Genomic DNA, 21,946 nt, shown 5'->3' with positions numbered 1-21,946 from the left:
CCGCTGCGGCATGACCGCAGCCTCCGACCCTCCGGTCACGCGCCCAGTTGGCGCACCGGCGCGAGTGGACGAAGGCTTATGAAGGTCTGCCGGCAGAACCCGCGGCGTGTCGGGTCATTATTTGAAGCCGTGTTCGCATGTGCCCTGCGGCCTCGCGTCCATTTTTTAATGGGGCCGGGCCCTCTCAGGCAATTCTCCCGCCATTTTTCCCGCTCCAGCGTGCTTGTGAAAACACAATAAGGCGCGGCATGCCGCTGCCCTCATGGCTCTCGCGACTGACAACCGCGCAGCCGGAGGCAGGCTAAGCCGCTCTGGAGCCGTTCAATGAAACGAATGTTGTTCAACGCGACGCAGCAGGAAGAACTGCGCGTCGCCATCGTCGATGGGCAAAAACTCATCGATATCGACATCGAAACCGCCGGGCGCGAACAGCGCAAAGGCAATATTTACAAAGGCATCATCACCCGCATCGAGCCGTCGCTCGAAGCGTGCTTCGTCAACTACGGCGAAGACCGTCACGGTTTTCTGCCGTTCAAGGAAGTCGCCCGTCAGTATTTCCGCGACGGCGTCGACATGCGTTCCGCCCGTATCCAGGACGCCCTGAAAGAAGGTCAGGAACTGATCGTCCAGGTCGAAAAGGAAGAACGCGGCAACAAGGGCGCGGCTCTCACCACATTCATCTCGCTCGCCGGCCGGTATCTGGTTCTGATGCCGAATAACCCGCGTGGCGGCGGCGTGTCGCGCCGTATCGAAGGCGACGACCGTCAGGAACTGCGCGAAACCATGGCGCAACTGCAATTGCCGGAAGGCATGAGCATCATCGCGCGCACGGCCGGCATTGGCCGCAGCGCCGAAGAGCTGCAGTGGGACCTGAACTACCTGATGCAGCTGTGGCGCGCGATCGAAGCCGCGTCGCAAAGCGGCTCGAACGGTCAGCCGATGCTGATTTATCTCGAGTCGAGCCTCGTGATCCGCGCGATCCGCGACTATTTCCAGCCGGACATCGGCGAAATCCTGATCGACACCACCGAAATCCATGACCAGGCCCGCGCCTTCATGGATATCGTGATGCCGGATAATGTCAGCAAGGTGAAGCGGTATCACGACGACGTGCCGCTCTTCTCGCGCTTCCAGATCGAACACCAGATCGAAACGGCGTACTCGCGCACGGTTCCGCTGCCGTCGGGCGGCGCAATCGTGATCGACCACACCGAAGCGCTGGTCGCGATCGACGTGAACTCGGCACGCGCCACCAAGGGCGCCGATATCGAGGAAACGGCTGCACGCACCAACCTCGAAGCCGCCGACGAAGTCGCTCGCCAGTTGCGTCTGCGCGACCTCGGCGGCCTGATCGTGATCGACTTCATCGACATGGAGTCGGCCAAGAGCCAGCGTGAAGTCGAGCAACGCCTGAAAGACGCGCTCAAGCATGACCGTGCGCGCGTCCAGATGGGCAAGATTTCGCGTTTCGGCTTGATGGAACTGTCGCGTCAACGTCTGCGTCCGGCGCTGTCGGAAGGCAGCCACGTGACCTGCCCGCGCTGTAACGGCACGGGTCATATCCGCGATACCGAATCGTCCGCGCTGCAAGTGCTGCGGATCATTCAGGAAGAAGCGATGAAGGAAAACACCGCGGCGATCCATTGCCAGGTGCCGGTCGAAGTGACCGCCTTCCTGTTGAACGAAAAGCGCGCCGAAATCAACAAGATCGAGTCGCGTTTCAAGGTCAATGTCGTCCTGATTCCGAACAAGCATCTCGACACGCCGCATTACAAGCTCGAGCGCCTGCGTCACGACGATGCACGCCTCGACGACCCGCGCGCGTCGTGGAAGATGGCCGAAGAAGCGGCACGCGAACTGGAATCGGAAACGGGTTACAGCAAGCGCACCGAAGAAGTGAAGCCGAAGCAGGAAGCGGCGGTCAAGGGCATCACGCCTGAGAAGCCGGCACCGAGCGCGCCGGTTCGTCCGGCGGCAACCCCGGCTCCGGTCGCGGTGGCTCCGGCTACCGGCGGCTTCATCGGCTGGCTGAAGAACCTGTTTGGCGTGCAGTCGGCGGCTCCCGCTCCTGTCGCACCGGCTACGACCGAAAAGCAGGCGCGTCCGCAACGCGGCGAGCGCACGGAACGCGGTGAGCGCACCGGCGAACGCGGCGGCGACCGCAACCGCAATCGCCGTAGCGGCACAGCCGGCCGCGATGCGGCAGGCCGTACCGAAGGCGCGACCGGTGGTCGTCAGGCTCAAGGTCAGCAACCGTCGCAACGTCAGGAACGCGAACCGCGTGAGGGCCGTGAGGCACGCGAAGGCCGTGAACCGCGCGAAGCACGCGAGCCGCGTGGCAACCGTGAGCCGCGTGAAGCACGCGAGCAACGCGAACCGCGCGAGGCCCGTGAAGGCCGTGAACCGCGCGAGGCTCGTGAGCCGCGCGAAGGCCGCGAAAACCGTGACCGCGACACTCGTGGTAACGATCGCACGGAAACCGCGGAAGGCGCAGCACAGCGCGCTGAACGTGGCGAACGTCAGGAACGCGGCGAGCGTCGTGAGCGTGGCGAACGTGCTGAACGTGGTGAGCGCCGCAAGCCGCAAGCCGAAACCGCTGACGCACTGACGCAAACCGACGCGCAAGCGGAAGAACTTGCCCGCAATCAGGCCGCACTCGGCGAAAACGGTGCTCCAGTCGATCAGGAAGCCGTGGCGCGTGAGGGTGAAGAGCGTCGTCGTCGCCGTCGCGGCCGTCGTGGTGGTCGTCGTGAGCGTGAAGAGGACGTGAACGGCAACCTCGCAGCGGACGTTGCGGAAGCCGAAGGCGACTCGTCGAACGTCAGCGATGAAGCACCGGTGCGCGCGGCTCATCAGCCGGTCGAGCACAAGGCCGATGTCGTCGAATCGAACGAAAAGGCGCAGGAAGTCACGCCGGTGGAAGTGGTGGTTGCCGCTGTCGCGACCGAAACCGCCGTGGTGACCGAACTGCACGCGTCGGCCGAAACGCCGGCTCTGGCTGTCGAGAAGGCTGCGAAGTCGGAAACCGTGGTGCCGGTCGAACAAGCTCCGGCTGCAGTTGAGCCGGTGGCAGTTGCGCCGGTGGCAGTTGAGCCGGTGGCACAAGCCGCCGCGCCGGTCGAAGCTGCGCAAGCCGCTCCGGCCGCTAGCGAAACGGTTTCGCTGGTCGAACCGGTCGCGCGTGTCGAAGCTCCGGTTCAGGCGCCCGTCGTGGCCCCGGCTGTCGAGGCGCAAGCCGCACCGGCGCCGGTAGTCGCAGCGCAGGCTGCACCGGCTCCGGCCGCCGTGGTCGAAGCACCGGCAGTTGCGCCGGCGCCGCAAGCCGAGATCGTCGAAGCGCAACCGGTCGCAGCAGCAGAACCGGCTGCAGTCGTCGCGGTTGCTCCGGTAGCAGAACCGGCAGTGGTCGAGCCGGCGCCTGTCGCCGCAGCGCCGCAGGCAACGCAGGCGCCCCGCGCAGCCAGCGTGTCGGCTGAAGCCCTGAAGCCCGTGCTCGAACAGGCCGGCCTCGTCTGGGTGAATACCGACGCCGACAAGCTCCGCGCCGCGCAGGATGTAGCTGCACAAACCGTCAAGCCGGCCCGTGTGGTTCGTGAGCGCAAGTCGCTGCCGCCGGTCGACAACGCACCGATGCAGCAAGTCGAAACGGGCAAGCATCCGCAGTAAGCTGCTCTGCCTTAGTCAAAAAGCCCGCCTTCACAGGCGGGCTTTTTGCTTTTATGAGCGTGAAGATGGACGCAGAGCGAAATCCCAAACGCGCCCGGATATGCCCATCCCCGTATACCCGACGCGCTCGGAAGCCCGCCTGTCATCGGAAGCATTTCCGATAGAATGAATAATTGGCTTTCTATTCAAGCATCAGAGCAAGCACCAAGCGAAGCAATCCATGTCCCGACGCATCATCCCAGTTGCCGATTTCAGCGCGGCGCCGGTCATCTCCGGCCCAGTGCAAACGCCTAGCGGCGTATTGCATGACACGCTGTCGCGTCCGCTGCGTGATCTGCGTATTTCGGTAACGGACCGCTGCAACTTCCGCTGCGTTTATTGCATGCCGCGCGCGGTGTTCGACAAGGATTACGCGTTCCTGCCGCATAGCGCCCTGCTCAGCTTCGAGGAAATCGAGCGACTGGCGCGACTCTTCGTCGCGCATGGCGTCGAAAAAATCCGGCTGACGGGTGGCGAACCGCTACTGCGCAAGAATCTGGAGTTTCTGATCGAGCGGCTCGCGCAACTGACCACGCCAACCGGCCGCCCGCTCGATCTGACGCTGACCACCAACGGCTCGCTGCTGGAGCGCAAGGCGCGCAGTCTGAAAGACGCCGGCCTGACCCGCGTCACGGTAAGCCTCGACGCGCTCGACGACACCCTGTTTCGCCGCATGAACGACGCCGACTTCTCGGTTGCCGATGTGCTCGACGGCATTGCCGCGGCGCAGGCGGTGGGACTCGCGCCCGTCAAGGTCAACATGGTGGTGAAACGCGGCACCAACGACAGCGAAATCGTGCCGATGGCGAGCCATTTCAAAGGCTCGGGCGCGGTGCTGCGCTTCATCGAATATATGGACGTGGGCACGTCGAACGGCTGGAACATGACCGAAGTGCTGCCGTCCGCCGACGTGGTCACGCGAATCGCCCAGCATTTCCCGCTCGCTCCGCTCGACGCGCATAGTCCCGCCGAGACCGCCCAGCGCTGGGGCTACGTGGACGGCGGCGGCGAGATCGGCGTGATCTCGAGCGTCACCCGTGCGTTTTGCAGCGATTGCACGCGTGCCCGTCTGTCGACCGAAGGAAAGCTGTACCTGTGTCTGTTCGCGTCGTCCGGTCACGATTTGCGCGCGTTGCTGCGCAGTGGTGCGAGCGATGCCGAGATCGCCACCGCCGTCGCCGAAATCTGGCAGGGCCGCAGCGACCGCTATTCGCAGTTGCGCGGCAGCCAGGCGGCGCAAGCGCGCGAACAGGCGGGCCGCCGCGTTGAAATGTCGTACATCGGCGGCTAATCTGGGCGGCCCACGCATGGAAACGTCCCGCGCACAAATCACCGGCCTGCTGCTGGCCGGTGGGCGCGGCATGCGGATGGGCGGCGTCGATAAAGGACTTCAACTGCTGCGCGGCGAGCCGCTTGCCGCGCACGTTTTGAAGCGCCTCGCGCCGCAAACAGGCGCGCTGCTGATCAGCGCCAATCGCCATCCCGATACTTACGCCGCACTTGGTGCGCCGTTCGGCGCCACCGTCGTTGCCGATACGCTGCCCGGTTTTCCCGGACCGCTGGCCGGCCTGCTCGCCGGACTGCGCGCGGCCGGCACCACGTACGTGCTGAGCGCCCCTTGCGATTCCCCGTGGCTGCCCGCCGACCTCGCCGCCCGCCTCGCTCTGGCAATGGACTCGGCCCAAGCCGATATCGCGACCGTCACGACCGTCGACGAAAAAGGCCAGAAGTCGCTGCATCCCGTATTTGCGCTGCTGCGCACCACCCTCGCCGACGACCTCGCCGCGTTTCTGGACGCCGGAGAGCGTAAGGTTCGCGCGTGGTACGCACGCCACAGGGCGGTGGAAGTCGTCTTTGGCGACGAGCGCGCGTTTTACAATATCAATTCGCTACAAGAACTCGCCGACCTCGAACGTGATTGAGGCCCCGGTTGACAATCCCGCTTCGGCCATACGGCAATTGCTGCTCCCGCCTCCGGTTGCGCCGTCCCGCTCTTCATGACCACGCTTATCGAATTTTCCCGCTGCATCGCGCAGTACGATCCTCATGCGCTACCCGTTTCGGCCGCTCAGGCGATTGTTCGTCAGTGGGTCTCGCCCGTCACGGCCGTCGAGCGCGTGCCGTTGCGCGACGCGCTCGACCGCGTGCTCGCAACCGATATCGTTTCGCCGATCAACGTGCCGTCGCACGACAATTCCGCGATGGACGGCTATGCGTTCAAACGCGCAGCATTGGCAACGGGCAATTCTGCGGATGAGTCCGCGGTCCAGCTGACGATTGTCGGCAAGGCGCTGGCCGGGCATCCGTTCGAAGGCGGCATCGGCGTCAATCAATGCGTCCGCGTGATGACCGGCGCCTGCATGCCGGCCGATTGCGACACGGTGGTGCCACAAGAACTGGTCGAACGCAACGCCGACGCCACGTCGATCCGCTTCGCGGCCAACGCGGTCGCCGCGGGCGCGAACCGGCGCCTGGCCGGTGAAGATCTGGCCCGTGGCCAGGTCGCGTTACGGGCTGGCCGCATCATGCGCGCGTCGGACCTCGGCTTGCTGGCGTCGCTCGGCATCGGCGAAGTTAGCGTGCGGCGGCGTTTGCGCGTCGCGTTTTTCTCGACCGGCGACGAATTGCGCTCGCTCGGCGAACCACTCGATCCCGGCTCGGTGTACGACAGTAACCGCTATACGCTGTTTGCGATGCTGCGTCGGCTGAACGTCGACACGCTCGACCTCGGCGTAGTGCGTGACGAACCCGCCGCGCTCGAAGCCGCGTTGCGCAGCGCCGCGGCCAGCGCCGACGTGGTGCTGACCTCGGGCGGCGTGTCGGTCGGCGAAGCGGATTTCACCAGACAACTGCTGCGAACTTTCGGCGACGTCGCGTTCTGGAGCATGGCCATGCGGCCAGGCCGTCCGCTCGCGTTCGGCCGCATCTGGTCCGGCGAGCGGCCAGGCGTCGGACTGCCTGCGCTATTCTTCGGCTTGCCCGGCAATCCGGTCGCCGTGATGGTGACGTTCTATCAGATCGTGCGCGAAGCATTGCTGCTGATGTCCGGCGCAACACCGCAACCGCTGCCGGTCATCCACGCTAAAAGCCGTCAGGCGATCCGCAAACGCGTCGGACGCACCGAGTTCCAGCGCGGCGTCGCCGAACAGGATGAGCAAGGCATTTGGCACGTCACGCCCACCGGATCGCAAAGCTCCGGCGTGTTGAGTTCGATGAGCGAAGCCAATTGCTTTATCGTGCTCGGGCACGACGAAGGCGAGATTGCCGAAGGTGAGCGCGTCGATATCATGCTGTTCGACGGGCTTATCTGAGCGGGCCGCACACGGCGCGTCGCGCAACATAGCAGCATTGGCAACACACCCCAGCTTCACCCGCATTACCCGCAACACCTATTAACACCACGACCACGACACACGGGTTTGACTCACATGAAAAAACAGATTTCGTTTATTGCACCAGGACAGACAGCCAAAGCACTTATCCTCGTGTACCTGACGTTCTCGGTGCCGATCGTGCTGCTGGGCGTGCTGGTTGCATTTATTCGTTATGGGTCGGTGGAATTGAGCACGGTGTTCAGCGCGCTGCTGCTGAACGCGATTCTCGGCTTCGTGCTGCTGTGGATCGCTTGCCACGCGTACAACTGGGTGGCATCGCGCTTTGGCGGCATCGAGATTCACCTGACCGACGCCCCCGAAGAGGCGTAAATGCTCGCGACGATCCGCGCCGCCGCGCCTGAGGACACCAGTGCCATCTTCGCACTGACCTACGAACTGGCGGAATTCGAGAACCTCACGCACGTCTTTGTCGCGACCGAAGACGGTCTGCGCGACGCGCTGTTCGGCTCGCGCCCGTCGATCGAAGGGCTGGTCGCGGAGAACGAAGGACGGCTCGTCGGCTACGCGCTGTTCTTCCACAATTATTCGAGCTTCGTCGGCAAGCGCGGCTTGTATCTCGAAGACGTCTACGTCCAACCTTCGCAACGTGGCAGCGGTTTGGGCAGCGCTTTCCTGCAACGACTCGCGGCTCTCGCGGTGGAACGGCAATGCGGCCGATTCGAATGGACCGTACTGGACTGGAACCAGCCGGCCATCGATTTCTATAAAAAGATGGGCGCCACCGTGTTGCCGGACTGGCGCGTGGTGCGAGTCTCAGGTGACGCGCTCGATAAGCTGGCCTCCGGCGCGTGAGTTAGCCTTTAACCAGGCTGTAAAACTCAGCCTTACTGCTCCTCTGGGTCCACCCCCGACAGCGCATCGCCGATCAACCCGCTCGCCTCATCGCCCGGCAATGCCTCGACGTCGCGCAGCTTGCGGGTCATCACGCGGGTACGCGTTTCCGCTGCTTCGATCGAACGCGTGACCGTTTCCAGTTGCGCCTTGGTTTTCGCGAGCACGTCGCCGAATTTGCCGAACTCCGTCTTCACCGCGCCCAACACCTGCCACACCTCGCTCGACCGTTGTTCGATGGCGAGCGTGCGGAAACCCATCTGCAAACTGTTGAGCAGCGCGGTCAGCGTGGTCGGTCCGGCAATCGTCACGCGATAGTCGCGTTGCAGCATGTCGCTCAGGCCCGGCCGGCGCAACACTTCAGCGTATAACCCCTCGGTAGGCAGGAACAGCAGCGCGAAATCGGTGGTGTGCGGCGGCGACACGTACTTCTCCGCGATCGTGCGCGCTTCGGCGCGGATTCGCGCTTCGAGCGCGCGCGATGCTTCTTCCACCGCGACCGGATCGGCGCGCTCCTGCGCTTCGATCAGACGCTCATAGTCCTCGCGCGGAAACTTGGCGTCGATCGGCAACCAGACCGGCATATTCACGCCGCCCTGCTCCGCGCGTCCCGGCAATTTGATCGCGAACTCGACGCGGTCCGCGCTCTTCGGCACCGTCGCCACGTTTTTTGCGTATTGATCGGCGGTGAGCAACTGTTCGAGCAACGCCTCAAGTTGCACCTCGCCCCACGTGCCGCGCGTTTTGACGTTGGTGAGCACCTTCTTCAGATCGCCGACACCCGCCGCGAGCGTCTGCATCTCACCCAGACCGCGATGCACCTGCTCCAGCCGGTCGGACACCAGCTTGAACGACTCGCCCAAACGCTGTTCAAGCGTGGCGTGCAGTTTTTCGTCGACGGTACGCCGCATCTCCTCGAGCTTGACCGAGTTGTTTGCTTCGATGTCCTTCAGCCGCGCCTCGATGGTCGCGCGCACTTCGGCAAAGCGCCGGTCGTTCGCCTCGGTCAACTGGCCGAGTTGCAGGCTCAGCGTGTCGCCGAAATGCTTCAGCGAGCGCCCCTGTTCGTCACGTGCCTGTTGCGCCTGGACCTGCAAACTCTGACGCACCGCGTCGAGTTGCTGCGCGAATCCATCGATCTTGCCGCCCTGCACCGTCGTCATGCTGCTGAATTGCGCCGCCAGCGTCTGCTGAAAGTGCGCGAAACCGCTGCTCTGCTCGGTACGCGACACGCGCGCCGCTTCGGTGATGTCGTTACGCAGTTGCCGTTCAAGCCGCTCATAAGCATGGGCCTGCGTATCGGCGGCGACGTCGATACGCTGATGCAGCAGCTCGAACTGCTCCTCGTCGTCAGCGCGTTTGGGAGCGCGCATCAGCAACGCCAGCGCGATTATCAGCGCGACCGCCAGTACCGCGACGGCGGCCACCAGAACCATGGTCATGAACGCGCCTTGCCGATAACGTCAGGGTTGATCGGATTCGGCGGACGACCCGCGCGCGGACCTTCACCCAACGCGGCAATCAGATTATCTGCGGCGAGATTCGCCATTGCGCGACGCGTGCTTTCGGTTGCGCTGGCAATGTGCGGCGTCAGCACGATATTGGGCACGGTCAGAAGATCAGGATTCAGATTCGGCTCACCTTCGAATACATCCAGACCGGCCGCCGCGATCTGTTTGGATCGAAGCGCTTCGACGAGCGCCGCATCGTCGACGATACCGCCGCGCGCGATGTTCGTGAGCGTCGCGGTCGGCTTCATCTGCGCGAGTTCAGCCGCGCCGATCGTGTGATGGCTTTCCTTCGAGTACGGCAAGACCAGCACGACATGATCGGCACGCCGCAACAAATCTTCTTTCGATACGTAGGTCGCGTTCAACCCGGCTTCGATCTCCGGCGCTACGCGCGAACGGTTGTGATAGATCACCTGCATGTTGAAGCCCTTTGCCCGACGCGCAAGCGCCTGACCGATCCGGCCCATGCCGATCACGCCGAGCGTCGAGCCGTACAGGTCGCTGCCGAGAAAACCGTCGTACGTCCACTTCTGCCATTTGCCCGCGCGCAGCCAGTGCTCCGATTCGGCGATACGGCGAGCCGTCGCCATCATCAGCGCCCAGCCGAAGTCGGCGGTCGATTCGTTCAGCACGTCCGGCGTATTGGTGCCAAGCACGTTCGCGGCGTTAAACGCAGCCAAGTCGAAGTTGTTGTAGCCCACCGCCATGTTCGACACCACGCGCAGACGCGGGGCCGCAGCGAGAACGGCGGCGTCGATCGGCTCACCCGCGGTCAGCGCGCCGTCTTTATCCGCGAGACGGCGCTTCAGTTCGTCGGCGGGCAACACGTCGCCCTGATTCCAGTCGACCTCGAAATGCTGCTTGAGCCGCTCGATCACATCGGGAAAGATCGAACGGGCGACGAGGATTTTCTGCATTTCAATTCTCCATATAGCGCTTCGAGCGGAATTATCGCGGCATCAAAAAAAGAGCCATCCGGTGACGATAAAAAGCGGCAGCAATATCGCACCGGACCAACCCATGTAGGCGAAAAAACTCGGCATGCGCACGCCGCGCGATTGCGCGATGGACTTAACCATGAAGTTTGGTGCGTTGCCGATGTAGGTGTTCGCGCCCATGAACACGGCACCCGCGGAAATCGCGGCGAGCGTGGTGGCGCCCGTGGTCATCAGCGTCGACGCGTCGCCGCCGGCCAGGTTGAAGAACACGAGGTAGGTAGGAGCATTGTCGAGAAACGAAGACAGCAGGCCGGTCGCCCAGAAATAGCGGATGTCGTACGGCTGGCCGGACGGGTCGTTGACCAGATGGACAAGGCCCGCGAATCCGCCCGCCTCGCCTGCACGCAGAATCGTGATGACCGGCACGATCGTCACGAAGATGCCTGCGAACAGTTTGGCCACCTCTTCGATTGGCGCCCAGTTGAAGTCGTTGCCCGCGCGAGCCGCACGCGGAGTCAACGCGAGCGACAGCAAAGTGACGCCAGCTAGCGTGACATCACGCACCGCGTTCTGCAATGCCACGTGTGTGCCGAACACGTCGAACGTGACCTGCGGGCGCCACAAACCGCTCATCAGCACGAGTCCGATCACGACGGCGAGCAACAGAAAATTGATCTTGCCGTCGATACCGAACGGCAAGCCGTCAGGTGTCGGATCGACAAAACGCGAGTGTTCCTCTTCCCGCCGATGAAAGTAGTACGAGTCGAGCGCATAGAAGCCGGCCAGCAGCACACCGCTGACGAACAGCATCGGCAGCGCGAGATGCGTCGTGGTCCAGAAGAAATTGACGCCTTCGAGAAAGCCCAGGAACAGCGGCGGGTCGCCCAACGGCGACAACGAGCCGCCGACGTTCGCCGCGAGAAAAATGAAGAACACGACGACGTGAACCACATGCCGCCGGTTATCGTTCGCGCGCAGCAGCGGACGGATCAGCAGCATGGCCGCGCCGGTCGTGCCCATGACACTTGCGAGCAGCGTGCCCAGCGCAAGAATCGCCGTGTTCAGGCGCGGCGAGCCGTGCAGATTGCCGCGCACGCAGATGCCGCCCGCCACCGTGTAAAGCGCGGTCAGCAAAACGATGAACGGCACGTACTCGTCGAGCATGGCGTGCACCAGCGAGCCGAAAGCCGCGCCAGCGCCGAACTGCAGTCCGAACGGAACGAGGAAAATGAGCGCCCACGTGGCGGCAATCTTGCCGAAATGGTGATGCCAGAACGCTGGCGCGACGAGTGGAAATAGCGCGATGGAAAGCAGCACGCCCGCAAAGGGCAAGCCCCAGAGGGCCGAGAGCTTTGCGCCGTCGAGCGTGGCGGCAGAGGCTGGTTCAGACCATCCCGCCAGCATCAATACAGCAGCGAGCAAGATGGCCGCCGACCCTGCCAGCCCCTTCAGATTCCCTGGCTCGCGGGCGTTAAAGGCGTTGCGGGCAACCCCGACCGCGCGCGCGCCGAAGCCCTGCTGCAGTCGCGCTTCAAGCATCCTGTACGACGATGGCATGTACCCGATAAGGGCCGTGCGCGCCCAGCACGATGGTCTGTTCGATATCGCCCGTGCGCGACGGCCCGGAGACGAAATTGACGGCACGGGGCAACTCGCCGCGCTCTTTGCGGATCAGGCCAAACGCCTCTTCATGGCCCGCGACAATGCGCGAAGCAGGCACGATGGCAATGTGCGTTTCCGGCAGCAGTCCGGCCGATGCATAAGTCTGCGGCCCCGACAGCAGCACGAGCGTGCCGGTCTCGGCAGTCGCACAGAAGCAGCCGGTGAGACCGACTACATCGCCGTCTTTCGGTTTGCGGAATTCGACGCTCAGGCCCGCTTCGGCCCATTGCAGATCTTGAAGCGTTTGCCACGCGATAGCCTGCAGCGGCAAAGCAAGTTGTGTGAGGTAGCGATGTGCGGCGGCTGGAACGTCGGCCAAGGTCTGGACAGACTCGACCGTGGTAGCCATCTTCTGCGCTTCTTCGATGAAACGTGCGACCAGATCGCCGGGCATCTCCGGCCGGGGACCTGCGGGATGACGCGCCAGATAGTCCGCTGCGGCTTCGCGTTCGGAAGCTGACGGCTCCGGCTCACGCCCTTGCGCTGCGCGGATGCGCGCCAGGATGTTGCGGCGGGCAATCGATGTGTCCATATGCGAAATCCTCGTGTCACAGCCGTGCGATGTAACGAGGATTATACCGGCCGCCCTTCGCGCGAACACCCTGGCCGAACGGCCTGTTGCGCTGCATTCGACGCGCGGTGAAACTGGTCACCGCGCGACTCGAAGCATGTGTAAAACAGTTTGAAGCAAGCGTGAAGCGACGTTACTTCGCAACGTCCTCTTCAGGCTGGGCAATGCCGAACACCTGCCGCAAATACGCGAGATAGGCCTTGTCCTCGCACATGTTCTTGCCCGGCGAATCCGACAGCTTGGCCACCGGCTGACCATTGCAGCGGACCATCTTGATGACGATCTGCAGCGGGTTATAGCCGAGGTCGTTGGTCAGATTCGTGCCCACGCCGAATGCCAGCTTGCAGCGTCCGCGGAAACGTTCGTAGAGTTGCAGGACCTTCGGAATGTCGAGCGCGTCGGAGAACACAAGGATCTTCGTGCGCGGGTCGCAGCGGTTCGCCTCGTAGTGCTTGAGCAGGCGCTCACCCCAATCGAACGGGTCGCCCGAGTCGTGACGCGCGCCGTCGAACAGCTTGCAGAAGTACATGTCGAAGTCGCGCAGGAACGCCTGCATGCCGTACACGTCGGAGAGCGCAATACCGAGGTCGCCGCGATATTCCTTCGCCCACATTTCGAAGCCGAAGGTTTGCGAGTCGCGCAAACGCGGACCGAGCGCCTGACATGCCTGCAGGTATTCGTGCGCCATCGTGCCGAGCGGCGTGAGGTTGTGCTTCATCGCGTAAAAGACGTTGCTGGTGCCCGCGAACTGCTCGCCCAGGCCGTCTTTCAATGTGAGCGTCACTTCCTCGTGCCATTGCTTCGAGAAGCGGCGGCGTGTGCCGTAATCGGCAATCTTGCAGTCGGCGAATTCCGGACGCGCGCCCAGCAGCTTGATCTTCTCGACCAGACGGCCGCGCCCTTCGCTGTAGTCGGGCTTTTGCTGCGTGTTGCGGAAATAGACCTCGTTGACGATCGCGAGCATCGGAATTTCGAACAGGATCGTATGCAGCCACGGCCCTTTGATTTCGATGTCGATTTCGCCATTGCCCTTCGGCGACGCTTCAATCGAAATGTATTTCTCGCTCAGATGAAACAGCGCGAGAAATTCGATGAAGTCGCCCTTGATGAAGCGCATGCGCCGCAAATAGTCGAGCTCGTCGTCGGTGAAGCGCAGCTCGCAGAGCTTGCGCACTTCATCGCGAATCTCGCCGATATACGGCACGAGATCGACATTCGGTGTGCGGCAGCGGAAGCGGTACTCCACATTCGCGGCGGGAAAATGATGCAACACCACTTGCATCATCGTGAACTTGTACAGATCGGTATCGAGCAGCGAAGTAATAATCATGATGGTGCGAACTAACCGCTTGAAAACGGAAGGCCTGACTCAACCCATGCGCTTGCGGCACGCCCCGTGCGCGCCGAATTGACGCATGTTACCCGAATGCGCTTGACTTCTGCGCGGCGGCGGGCTGCCGCACCGCTTACCTCGAAAAAGCCTGTCGCGCCAAGGCTATAAACTAATCACGAAAACATATAAAAGGCGTAGCCCGATGCTATATGCGCCTCTTGACGTTACGTTACAATAGCGCTTTTGGCGTTTTCGCCTCCCCTGATTCTGCATGCAGGAGCTGCCTGAATGACTCACGTTGTGACCGAAAGCTGCATCAAGTGCCGCTATACCGACTGTGTCGATGTGTGCCCGGTGGACTGCTTTCGCGAAGGTCCCAACTTCCTCGCGATCGACCCCGATGAATGCATCGACTGCGCCGTGTGCGTGGCCGAGTGTCCGGTGAACGCCATTTATGCCGAAGAAGACGTGCCGGGCGACCAGCAGAACTTCATCGAGCTGAATGCCGATCTGGCGAAGAACTGGCCGAGCATCACCAAGACCAAACCGCCACTTCCGGAAGCCGAAGAATTCAAGGACGTGAAGGACAAGCTGGAACTGCTCGCGCGCTGAGCTTCGTAGCCGGCCACTAGCTGGTCAAGACCCTGCAAGATTCAAATTTAAACGAGATGAACACAGGGTATTGACAGGCGCAAAAGCTGCCCCTACAATTTCGCTTCTCTGCTGTTGTTGTTCTGTTCCTCGATAGCTCAGTCGGTAGAGCGCCGGACTGTTAATCCGTAGGTCCCTGGTTCGAGCCCAGGTCGAGGAGCCAAGAATTGCAAAGGCCCGTTAACCAAGACGGGCTTTTTAATGTAGATCAAGTTGTACTGCTGTTCCTCGATAGCTCAGTCGGTAGAGCGCCGGACTGTTAATCCGTAGGTCCCTGGTTCGAGCCCAGGTCGAGGAGCCAAAATTTTAAAAGGCCCGCATTCGTGCGGGCCTTTTTGTTTTTGCCCACAGATTTGCTGCACCACCCTGCGACCGACTTTGGATCGCAATTCGGGGCCGCGCAAAAGTTGTTACGCGCTTACGCAGTTGCTTCGGAAAAGCGCGACGACGTACATCCTGTCGCGGTAACGCCAGCCTCCTCATGCGCACGCCGTTATACGATGGCAACTTCCCGGCGCAAATTTCGCACTCGACTTGACCCGACTCGCATCCGATTTGCGCCCAACCCTCGCGCTCATATCCGGCCATCTCATGAAATCGACTTTGTCGCGCATCGTGCTTGCTGCCGCCACCGCACTTCTGTTGCCTTTGGCCCACAGTGAAGAAGTCGGCAGCGTCAATACCAATTTCCGCGTCACGGGTTCGGACCGCGTGGTCGTCGAAGCGTATGACGATCCCGTGGTTCAGGGCGTGACCTGCTATGTGTCGCGTGCGCGCACGGGCGGCGTGAAGGGAACGCTCGGCATCGCCGAGGACCCGACCGAAGCCTCTATCGCGTGCCGTCAGGTGGCCGACATTCATTTCGCCGGGCCTGTGAAGAAACAGGCCGACGTGTTTTCCGTCAGCATGTCGCTGATTTTCAAATCGCTGCATGTAGTGCGCGTGGTCGACACCAAGCGCAACACGCTGGTGTATCTCACTTATAGCGACCGCGTCGTCAGCGGTAGTGCGAAAAACAGCGTCAGCGCCGTGCCGATGCCGGCCGGCACCACGATCCCGCTCAAGTGATGACGCCCGGCGGCCAGGCATCCGCATGCACGCAACTCAAGCGCGCCGCGAGCCGGCGCGACGCGCTACACTGATCGGTCCCACCCGATCTTCGCCATGACCGCCGCCCATCGTTTTCAGGACTCCGCCCACTACTGGCGCACGCCGCTTCTGCCCGGCGCGGACCTGCTCACCGCCGAATATCACGATCACGAATTCGCACCGCACTGGCACGACGCGTACACGATTCCGGTGATTACTGCGGGCGCGGAAGGTTATCGGTATCGCGGCTCAGACTATGTGGCCGAAGTCGGCGGAGTGCCGATCATCAATCCGGGTGAGTTGCATACCGGCTCGAAGGCGGTGGACGCAGGCTGGCGATATCGCGTGATCTATGCGCCGGTCGACTTCATCCAGCAACTTGCCAACGAACTGGGCGACAAGCCGCAAGCTTTGCCGTGGTTCGCGCCGGGTGTGATCCGCGATGACGATCTGGCGAAGCGGCTCGCGCACGCTCACCGTCTGCTCGAAATGGGCGACGATCTGCTTGCCGCCGAAACCGCGATGCTCGACGCGCTGTCCACGCTGCTGGTCCGTTACGCGCAAACGCAGCCCGAACCGTCGCCCGTCGCAACCGACGACGCGCGCGTGGCGCTCATGCAGGAACGGCTGACAGGCGATCTTCTCGAACCGGTGACGCTTGCCGAAATGGCGCTGGCAGCGGGCTTGTCGCCGTTTCACGCGGCGCGTCTTTTCACGCAGACCACCGGCTTGCCGCCTCACGCGTGGCGTAACCAGGTGCGCTTGCAGCGCTCGCTTGCTCCGCTGCGGGCCGGCGTCTCCGTGACCGATGTGGCGGCCGCGAGCGGCTTCACCGATCAGAGTCACTTCACGCGGCATTTCCGGCGGATGTTTGGGGTGCCGCCGGGGCGTTGGCAAGGGGCTTGAAGGGTGCGATAGCGGCCATCGGGCCTTAACAAGGGTCTCGAAGCACGCCTTCTTTTCTGCGCGCCAACGCTCTCCAGCCATCTGCTCATCTAATTTCCATTCTTCGCGCGGGCTTGCGCTTTTTGCCGCCCCGCTCCACCGCAAGAACGTACAAGCCTCGCCCACCCGCTCGCAGCTAAGCTCCTCGAACCAAGGAGACAAGTTTGAGCCATCCCACCGCAAGCCCGGCCGCACACCCGGGCCACCTGAAAGAACTCGCCGCCGGCGCTCGGGACATCATCCCGATGATGGTCGGCGCGGCCCCATTCGGCGTCATCTTCGGCACGCTCGTCGCCTCCGGTCCGCTGCACCTTTGGCACGGACAGCTGATGTCGCTCGTCGTGTTCGCCGGCTCGGCGCAGTTCATCGCGCTCGGTCTGATCGCCGGTCACGCGAGCTTTGCGGTGATCTGGGCGACCACGCTCGTCGTCAATCTGCGTCACGTGCTGTACAGCGCGACGCTCGCGCCGCACGTCGCGCATCTGTCGACCCGCTGGCGCTGGGCACTCGGTGCGCTGCTCACCGACGAAGTCTTCGCCGTCGCCTGGGAACATTACCGGCACAAGGAGCCCGGCACGGTCGGCCCGCACTATTTTTTCGGTGCTGGACTGGCGATGTACCTCAACTGGCAGCTCTGGACCATTGGCGGGCTGCTGTTCGGCGCGGCGTTTCCGGGCCTGCAATCGCTCGGACTCGATTTCGCGATGGTCGCCACCTTTATCGCGATCGTCGTTCCGCAACTCGTCGCGCTGCGCTATATCGCGGCGGCCGCGACCGCCGGCGCGCTGGCTTTTTTCTGGCAAACGTGGCCGTACAAACTCGGCCTGCTGGGCGCCGTGTTCGCGGGCGTTGCGATCGGCGTGCTGTTATCCACGTCGCATTCGTCGCCGCGCGGCGCGCGGAAAACTGCGGAGGCATCGCGATGAACTACGTCGTCCTGATCCTCGGTATGGCGCTTATCACGTGGGTGATCCGCGCGGCTGTTTTCGTCCTCGGCGACCGGCTGGTGTTTTCGCCGCTCGTACGCACGGCGCTCGGTTTCGTCCCCGTTACCGTGCTGACGGCGATCATCGTGCCGATGGCGGTTTCGCCGCACGGCACCAGCGCCGAGTTGACCTGGCGCAATCCGCAACTGGTCGGCGCGCTTGCCGCTGTCGTGGTCAGCGCGGTGACGCGGCGGCCGCTCCTGACGATCGCGGTCGGTCTGACGGTGTTTTTTGTCTGGCAATGTGTCGTGCTTAAATAAACGCGCGGCGTTGGCTTTCCGATGCGAGGGCGCGAAGTTAGTTTGGGTGGCGATGTCCGGCTGGGAGGTGGCGGTTCGTGGCTTGGGCTTCGGAGCAGGCGTAGACCTCGACGCCCCCGCCTGCATCCACCTAAAAACCTACCTACCCGCCCCGACATCCCCCTCTAAACCGCCCGCCCGTCGCCCGCCCTCCCTCAAGTTCCCGCCGAATCCGCCGATATGCAATCGAGGTCCGCGCATCGACATCGGGTACGTCCCGCTGCTCACGCGGCAACTGCAGGAATAAACCGCGTCGGCTTCCGGCGTCGCGCCGCCCGGAATACGCGTGCGGCCGACGGCATCACAAGACCGCGCGGCAGGACCAAACGGGATAACACATGGGTCAAATCACCCTCAAGCTCAAAGACGAAACTCTTGCGTCGCTACGCAAGGATTTCGACGCCTTTCTGCGGGTATCGCTGAAGCTCGATCCGCAGTTCGCGACGCCGTCGTTCGAGGACTTCTTGCGTGCCAAACTGCTCGACAACATGGTGCCGCTGACCGAACACGCGGTTCAGCGAATGCTGCAGGGCGGTCAATACGCGTGGGCCAAACGCACACTGGACAAGGAATTCCCGGACGTCGTCGCGATCCTGATGCGGCAGGCCGGCGAATTCGGCTTCGGCTTCGCGGCGCGTTCGGAGTGGACACCCGAGGAACTCGCGAAGCAGTGTCGCGACTGGGCGGCGGCGATCGTCAAGGAAGCGGAAGGCGACGCGACGCTGATCGACCCGCTCGCGTCGCAGATCAAGAGCGCGGCGCAGGACATTCAGGCACTCGAGGAAACCATGCAGACCCCGGCATGGCGGCTGGTGGAATCGTTGCGTCAGCGTGTCTACGAGGCCAAGGTGGCGTGCGAAGTGAGCGTGGGCAGCACCGCCCGCGAAAAGCTCGGCGAATTGCGCGGATTGTTGCGTCTGGGCATTTCGCACGGTTCGTTCCAGAAGCAGGAAGCGCAACAGATCATGGAATATCTGCGCCTGCTCAAGCCGGAAATTTTTGTCGAAGAACCGTACGACGTGTTTTCGCGGATGGCGGCATGGCTGCGCAATTTCTTCACGCCGCCGAGACCGGCGCCGCAGCAACAACAGCAAAGGCAGTCGCGGTAAGCGCAGCAACGTCGCGGGGGCAGGACACATGCGCATTCGGCGCATCGCAGTCGCCCCGGCCGATATCGGCGCTTGCGTGTGCCAAATGGCCGTCCCCAGTCCGTGCGCAGAATCGAGCCGCACACATTGCCGCCCCGGCGCATGGAGCCCCCAAGTCCCCAATTCGCGCCGGCCTGCCGGTACCTGCCTCTCGAGTCGCCTCAGCCTGCTCGCCTAACCCCCGGCCACATTCCCGGCCTCGTCAATCCCACATCTTCCTGAGCTTCGCCGCGATCTCGATCTTCGCCTGCGCGGCCGCAGCGAGCCCCGTCGCCGTCGGCGCGCTCGGCACCGGCACGCGCGGCCAAGCGTAAGCGTCGAACAACGGCATCAGGTGCGCGGGAATGAAGCGCGTGCGCGACGCCCACACGTGACGGTCGCCCATATGCGTCTGGTTATGCACGTAGAAACGCTGCGGCACGACGATATGCAGATCTTCTTTGGCGCGCGTCATCGCTACGTAGAGCAGACGGCGCTCCTCGTCGATTTCTTCTTCGCTGCCCGTGCCGAGATCGGACGGAATGCAGCCGTCGACGCCATTCAGCACGAACACATTGCGCCATTCCTGCCCCTTTGCCGAATGGATCGTGGACAGGATCAGGTAATCCTCGTCGATGAGCGGCACGCCCGATTCGCCGCTGGTTGCGTCGGGTGGATCGAGCGTCAACTCCGTCAAAAACCGTTCGCGCGACGGATACGTCGCCGCGATGCTTTCCATCTGCAACACATCCGCGTGACGGATCGCGGCGTCTTCGTGATTGCGCTCCAGATGCGGCTCGTACCAGCGCCGCACCATCTCGAACTCGGCGGGCCAAGGCGTCTGCCGCCCGTACACGCTCGACATCAGCCTGACAAACGGATTCCAGTCTTCCTGCGCGCGAGCCGGCGCGGCGAAAGCGGCAAGCGCGCCGCCGGCCGTATCGGCGGGATTGCCGGAACCCGCACGCGCGACGATTTCATCGAGCACCTTCGCGGCGGTCGCCGGCCCCACGCCCGGCAGCAATTGCACGACGCGAAAACCCGCAACACGGTCGCGCGGATTTTCCGCCCAGCGCAATACGGCCAGCACGTCCTTGACATGCACCGAATCGAGAAATTTGAGGCCGCCGAATTTGACGAACGGAATGTTGCGCCGGGTCAGCTCGATCTCCAGCGTTGCGCTGTGCTGCGCGGTACGGAACAGCACCGCCTGCGACTTGAGTTTCATGCCCTGCTCGCGCGCTTCGAGCACCTGCTCGACGATGTAGCGCGCCTGATCGGCTTCGTCGGCGACGGTGACGAGGCGCGGGCGCTGCGCGGACGCCTTGTCGGTCCAGAGATTCTTCGTATAGCGCTCACTGGCCAGTTCGATCACCGCGTTGGACGCGGCCAGAATCGGTTCGGTTGACCGGTAGTTGCGTTCGAGCGTGATCTGCTTGGCGGGCGGATCGAAATGCGCGGGGAAATCGAGAATGTTGCGAACCGTGGCGCCGCGAAACGAATAGATGGACTGGGCGTCGTCGCCGACTACGGTCAGTCCGCGCCCGTCCGGCTTCAGTGCGAGCAGGATCGACGCCTGCAGGCGATTGGTGTCCTGATACTCGTCGACCATCACGTGATCGAAGCGCGCCGACAGATCAGCGGCAATGGTGGGCTCGGCGGCCATGTGCGACCAGTACAGCAGCAGATCGTCGTAATCGAGCACGCTCTGTTTTTGCTTGGCGTCGACATAAGCCGCGAACAGCATGCGCAAATCGGCTTCCCACTCGCGGCACCACGGGAACGCGTTTTCGAGCACATAGCTAAGCGACGCACCCGTATTGACGACGCGCGAATAAATCGCGAAGCACGTGCCCTTGGCCGGAAAACGCCGCTCTTTCGCGGACAAACCGAGTTCATGGCGCACCAGATTCATCAGATCCGCGGAATCCTCGCGGTCGTTGATCGTAAAAGCCGGTGCAAGGCCGATCAGTTCGGCGTATTCGCGCAGCAGGCGCGCGCCGACGCTGTGAAACGTGCCCGACCAGGTGAGCCCCTGCGCGAGCGCGGCCCGCGTACCGAGCGCCGCACCGGCAATACGCGTGACGCGGCGGGTCATCTCCAGAGCGGCGCGGCGCGAAAACGTCAGCAACAGGATGCGGCGCGGATCGGCGCCCTTCACCACCAGATTCGCGACCCGATGCGCCAGCGTATTGGTTTTGCCGGAGCCCGCTCCCGCGATGACGAGCAACGCGCCGGGTGGAGCGTTGGGCATGTCCGCGCCATACTCGACGGCTTCGCGTTGCGCAACGTTCAGCTTCGCCAGCCAGGCGGCGCTATCGAGCGATGGGGACGGCGGAGGCGATTCGGCGACGGAGAGCACAGTGGATTTGGGCGTTGGATGGAATCGAGGATGGCGACGCATACTGTATATCCATACAACTACCGCCGACAAGCGACCCTTTTTTTGTGTGAATCGGGTGTGGTTTTTTGGGGCTCGCGGGACGCGCAGTGCCAGCTCGTGCAGAGCGCGTTTCGACTGACGGAAGCGCGGAAAAATCGGCTAGGCGGGTCAAAAGCTAACGTAAAAAATGGCCCGCGCGCATCAAGCGAACGGGCCATTTTTGTGGGATCGGCAGCATCGAACTACTGCTGCTTTTTCGCGTCCTTCACATTGGCGTCAGCGTTCGCCTTGTCGGCGTCGGCCTGGGCATCGGTCTTCTTCTGGTCGGCCTTGGCCTGCGCGACCGAAGCTTTCTTGTCCGCCTTCGACTGCTCCTTCGCGGCCTTCTTGTCCGCATGGGTGACAGGAGCCGCAGCCGGCCCGCTCGCCTGAGCAAATGCCACCGACGACAGGCAACCCGCGATCAACGCGGCATAAATCCTGTTTTGCGTGGTTCTGGTGATGTTCATGCGATTACCTC

At 62.9% G+C, this 21,946-nt stretch carries 19 protein-coding genes and 2 tRNA genes; 14 read left to right on the top strand and 7 right to left on the bottom strand.

Annotation, left to right across the window (positions count from 1 at the left end):
• Nucleotides 1-324: 324 nt before the first annotated feature.
• The 6 genes from ABH945_RS02760 to ABH945_RS02735 all read left to right on the top strand — a co-directional run bounded on the left by ABH945_RS02760 (nt 325) and on the right by ABH945_RS02735 (nt 7,892).
• A complete protein-coding gene (locus ABH945_RS02760) occupies nt 325-3,666 on the top strand; it encodes an Rne/Rng family ribonuclease (RefSeq protein ID WP_429249643.1) in 3,342 nt (1,113 codons plus the stop codon).
• A 220-nt stretch (nt 3,667-3,886) separates the two neighbouring features.
• Nucleotides 3,887-4,996, top strand: a complete 1,110-nt coding sequence (gene moaA, locus ABH945_RS02755) for a GTP 3',8-cyclase MoaA (RefSeq protein WP_429249642.1) — start codon at nt 3,887-3,889, stop codon at nt 4,994-4,996.
• A gap of 16 nt (nt 4,997-5,012) precedes the next feature.
• On the top strand, nt 5,013-5,627 hold the full coding sequence (mobA, locus tag ABH945_RS02750; protein WP_429249641.1) for a molybdenum cofactor guanylyltransferase MobA: 615 nt from the start codon (nt 5,013-5,015) through the stop codon (nt 5,625-5,627).
• Between the two features lie 75 nt (nt 5,628-5,702).
• A complete protein-coding gene (gene moeA, locus ABH945_RS02745) occupies nt 5,703-7,016 on the top strand; it encodes a molybdopterin molybdotransferase MoeA (protein WP_429249640.1) in 1,314 nt (437 codons plus the stop codon).
• 117 nt (nt 7,017-7,133) lie between these two features.
• Complete coding sequence (locus ABH945_RS02740; RefSeq protein ID WP_074764961.1) at nt 7,134-7,409, top strand: hypothetical protein; 276 nt, start codon at nt 7,134-7,136, stop codon at nt 7,407-7,409.
• The gene (locus ABH945_RS02735) at nt 7,410-7,892 is read left to right on the top strand and encodes an N-acetyltransferase family protein (protein ID WP_429249639.1); all 483 of its coding nucleotides are present in this window, start codon (nt 7,410-7,412) and stop codon (nt 7,890-7,892) included.
• A 32-nt stretch (nt 7,893-7,924) separates the two neighbouring features.
• Here the strand turns inward: ABH945_RS02735 and ABH945_RS02730 are convergent, their stop codons facing one another.
• From ABH945_RS02730 to pncB, 5 genes are all read right to left on the bottom strand, one after another.
• Nucleotides 7,925-9,373, bottom strand: a complete 1,449-nt coding sequence (locus tag ABH945_RS02730) for a DNA recombination protein RmuC (protein ID WP_429249638.1) — start codon at nt 9,371-9,373, stop codon at nt 7,925-7,927.
• A complete protein-coding gene (locus ABH945_RS02725; protein ID WP_429249637.1) occupies nt 9,370-10,359 on the bottom strand; it encodes a 2-hydroxyacid dehydrogenase in 990 nt (329 codons plus the stop codon). Before ABH945_RS02725 ends, ABH945_RS02730 begins: the two co-directional genes overlap by 4 nt.
• A 42-nt stretch (nt 10,360-10,401) precedes the next feature.
• Nucleotides 10,402-11,784, bottom strand: a complete 1,383-nt coding sequence (locus ABH945_RS02720; RefSeq protein WP_429250355.1) for a sodium:proton antiporter — start codon at nt 11,782-11,784, stop codon at nt 10,402-10,404.
• Nucleotides 11,785-11,911: 127 nt separating this feature from the next.
• On the bottom strand, nt 11,912-12,574 hold the full coding sequence (locus ABH945_RS02715) for a LutC/YkgG family protein (protein ID WP_074764969.1): 663 nt from the start codon (nt 12,572-12,574) through the stop codon (nt 11,912-11,914).
• Nucleotides 12,575-12,746: 172 nt separating this feature from the next.
• Entirely contained in the window at nt 12,747-13,943 is a 1,197-nt protein-coding gene (pncB, locus tag ABH945_RS02710) for a nicotinate phosphoribosyltransferase (protein ID WP_074764971.1), read from the bottom strand.
• Between the two features lie 291 nt (nt 13,944-14,234).
• On the opposite strand from pncB, the gene fdxA reads away from it, so the two are divergent.
• From fdxA to ABH945_RS02670, 8 genes are all read left to right on the top strand, one after another.
• Nucleotides 14,235-14,558 carry a ferredoxin FdxA gene (gene fdxA, locus ABH945_RS02705; protein ID WP_074764973.1) on the top strand — a complete coding sequence of 108 codons (324 nt, stop codon included), beginning with the start codon at nt 14,235-14,237 and terminating at the stop codon, nt 14,556-14,558.
• 126 nt (nt 14,559-14,684) lie between these two features.
• Nucleotides 14,685-14,760: transfer RNA gene (locus ABH945_RS02700), tRNA-Asn, on the top strand.
• A gap of 62 nt (nt 14,761-14,822) precedes the next feature.
• A tRNA-Asn gene (locus ABH945_RS02695) sits at nt 14,823-14,898 on the top strand.
• Between the two features lie 290 nt (nt 14,899-15,188).
• A complete protein-coding gene (locus ABH945_RS02690) occupies nt 15,189-15,665 on the top strand; it encodes a CreA family protein (protein WP_074764975.1) in 477 nt (158 codons plus the stop codon).
• A 96-nt stretch (nt 15,666-15,761) separates the two neighbouring features.
• Nucleotides 15,762-16,592 carry an AraC family transcriptional regulator gene (locus ABH945_RS02685; RefSeq protein WP_429249636.1) on the top strand — a complete coding sequence of 277 codons (831 nt, stop codon included), beginning with the start codon at nt 15,762-15,764 and terminating at the stop codon, nt 16,590-16,592.
• A gap of 284 nt (nt 16,593-16,876) precedes the next feature.
• Entirely contained in the window at nt 16,877-17,557 is a 681-nt protein-coding gene (locus ABH945_RS02680; protein ID WP_429250354.1) for an AzlC family ABC transporter permease, read from the top strand.
• Nucleotides 17,554-17,877 carry an AzlD domain-containing protein gene (locus ABH945_RS02675; RefSeq protein ID WP_074764981.1) on the top strand — a complete coding sequence of 108 codons (324 nt, stop codon included), beginning with the start codon at nt 17,554-17,556 and terminating at the stop codon, nt 17,875-17,877. The genes ABH945_RS02680 and ABH945_RS02675 overlap by 4 nt, the downstream gene beginning before the upstream one ends.
• 377 nt (nt 17,878-18,254) lie before the next feature.
• Nucleotides 18,255-19,025, top strand: coding sequence for a DUF4088 family protein (locus ABH945_RS02670; RefSeq protein WP_074764983.1), 771 nt, complete (start codon nt 18,255-18,257; stop codon nt 19,023-19,025).
• A 241-nt stretch (nt 19,026-19,266) separates the two neighbouring features.
• Here ABH945_RS02670 and ABH945_RS02665 read toward each other — a convergent pair whose 3' ends face one another.
• Together ABH945_RS02665 and ABH945_RS02660 are read right to left on the bottom strand one after the other, a co-directional pair.
• Entirely contained in the window at nt 19,267-21,405 is a 2,139-nt protein-coding gene (locus ABH945_RS02665; RefSeq protein WP_429250353.1) for an ATP-dependent helicase, read from the bottom strand.
• A 263-nt stretch (nt 21,406-21,668) separates the two neighbouring features.
• Nucleotides 21,669-21,935 (bottom strand): hypothetical protein, encoded by a 267-nt coding sequence (locus ABH945_RS02660; protein WP_074764987.1) that lies wholly within the window; start codon nt 21,933-21,935, stop codon nt 21,669-21,671.
• Nucleotides 21,936-21,946: the final 11 nt, after the last annotated feature.

It is taken from the genome of Paraburkholderia sp. GAS333 (assembly GCF_050435665.1).
GTDB classification, from domain to species: Bacteria; Pseudomonadota; Gammaproteobacteria; order Burkholderiales; family Burkholderiaceae; genus Paraburkholderia; species Paraburkholderia fungorum_A.
Note: the sequence above shows the minus strand (reverse complement) of the source record. Positions and strands in the feature narration are given on the sequence as shown.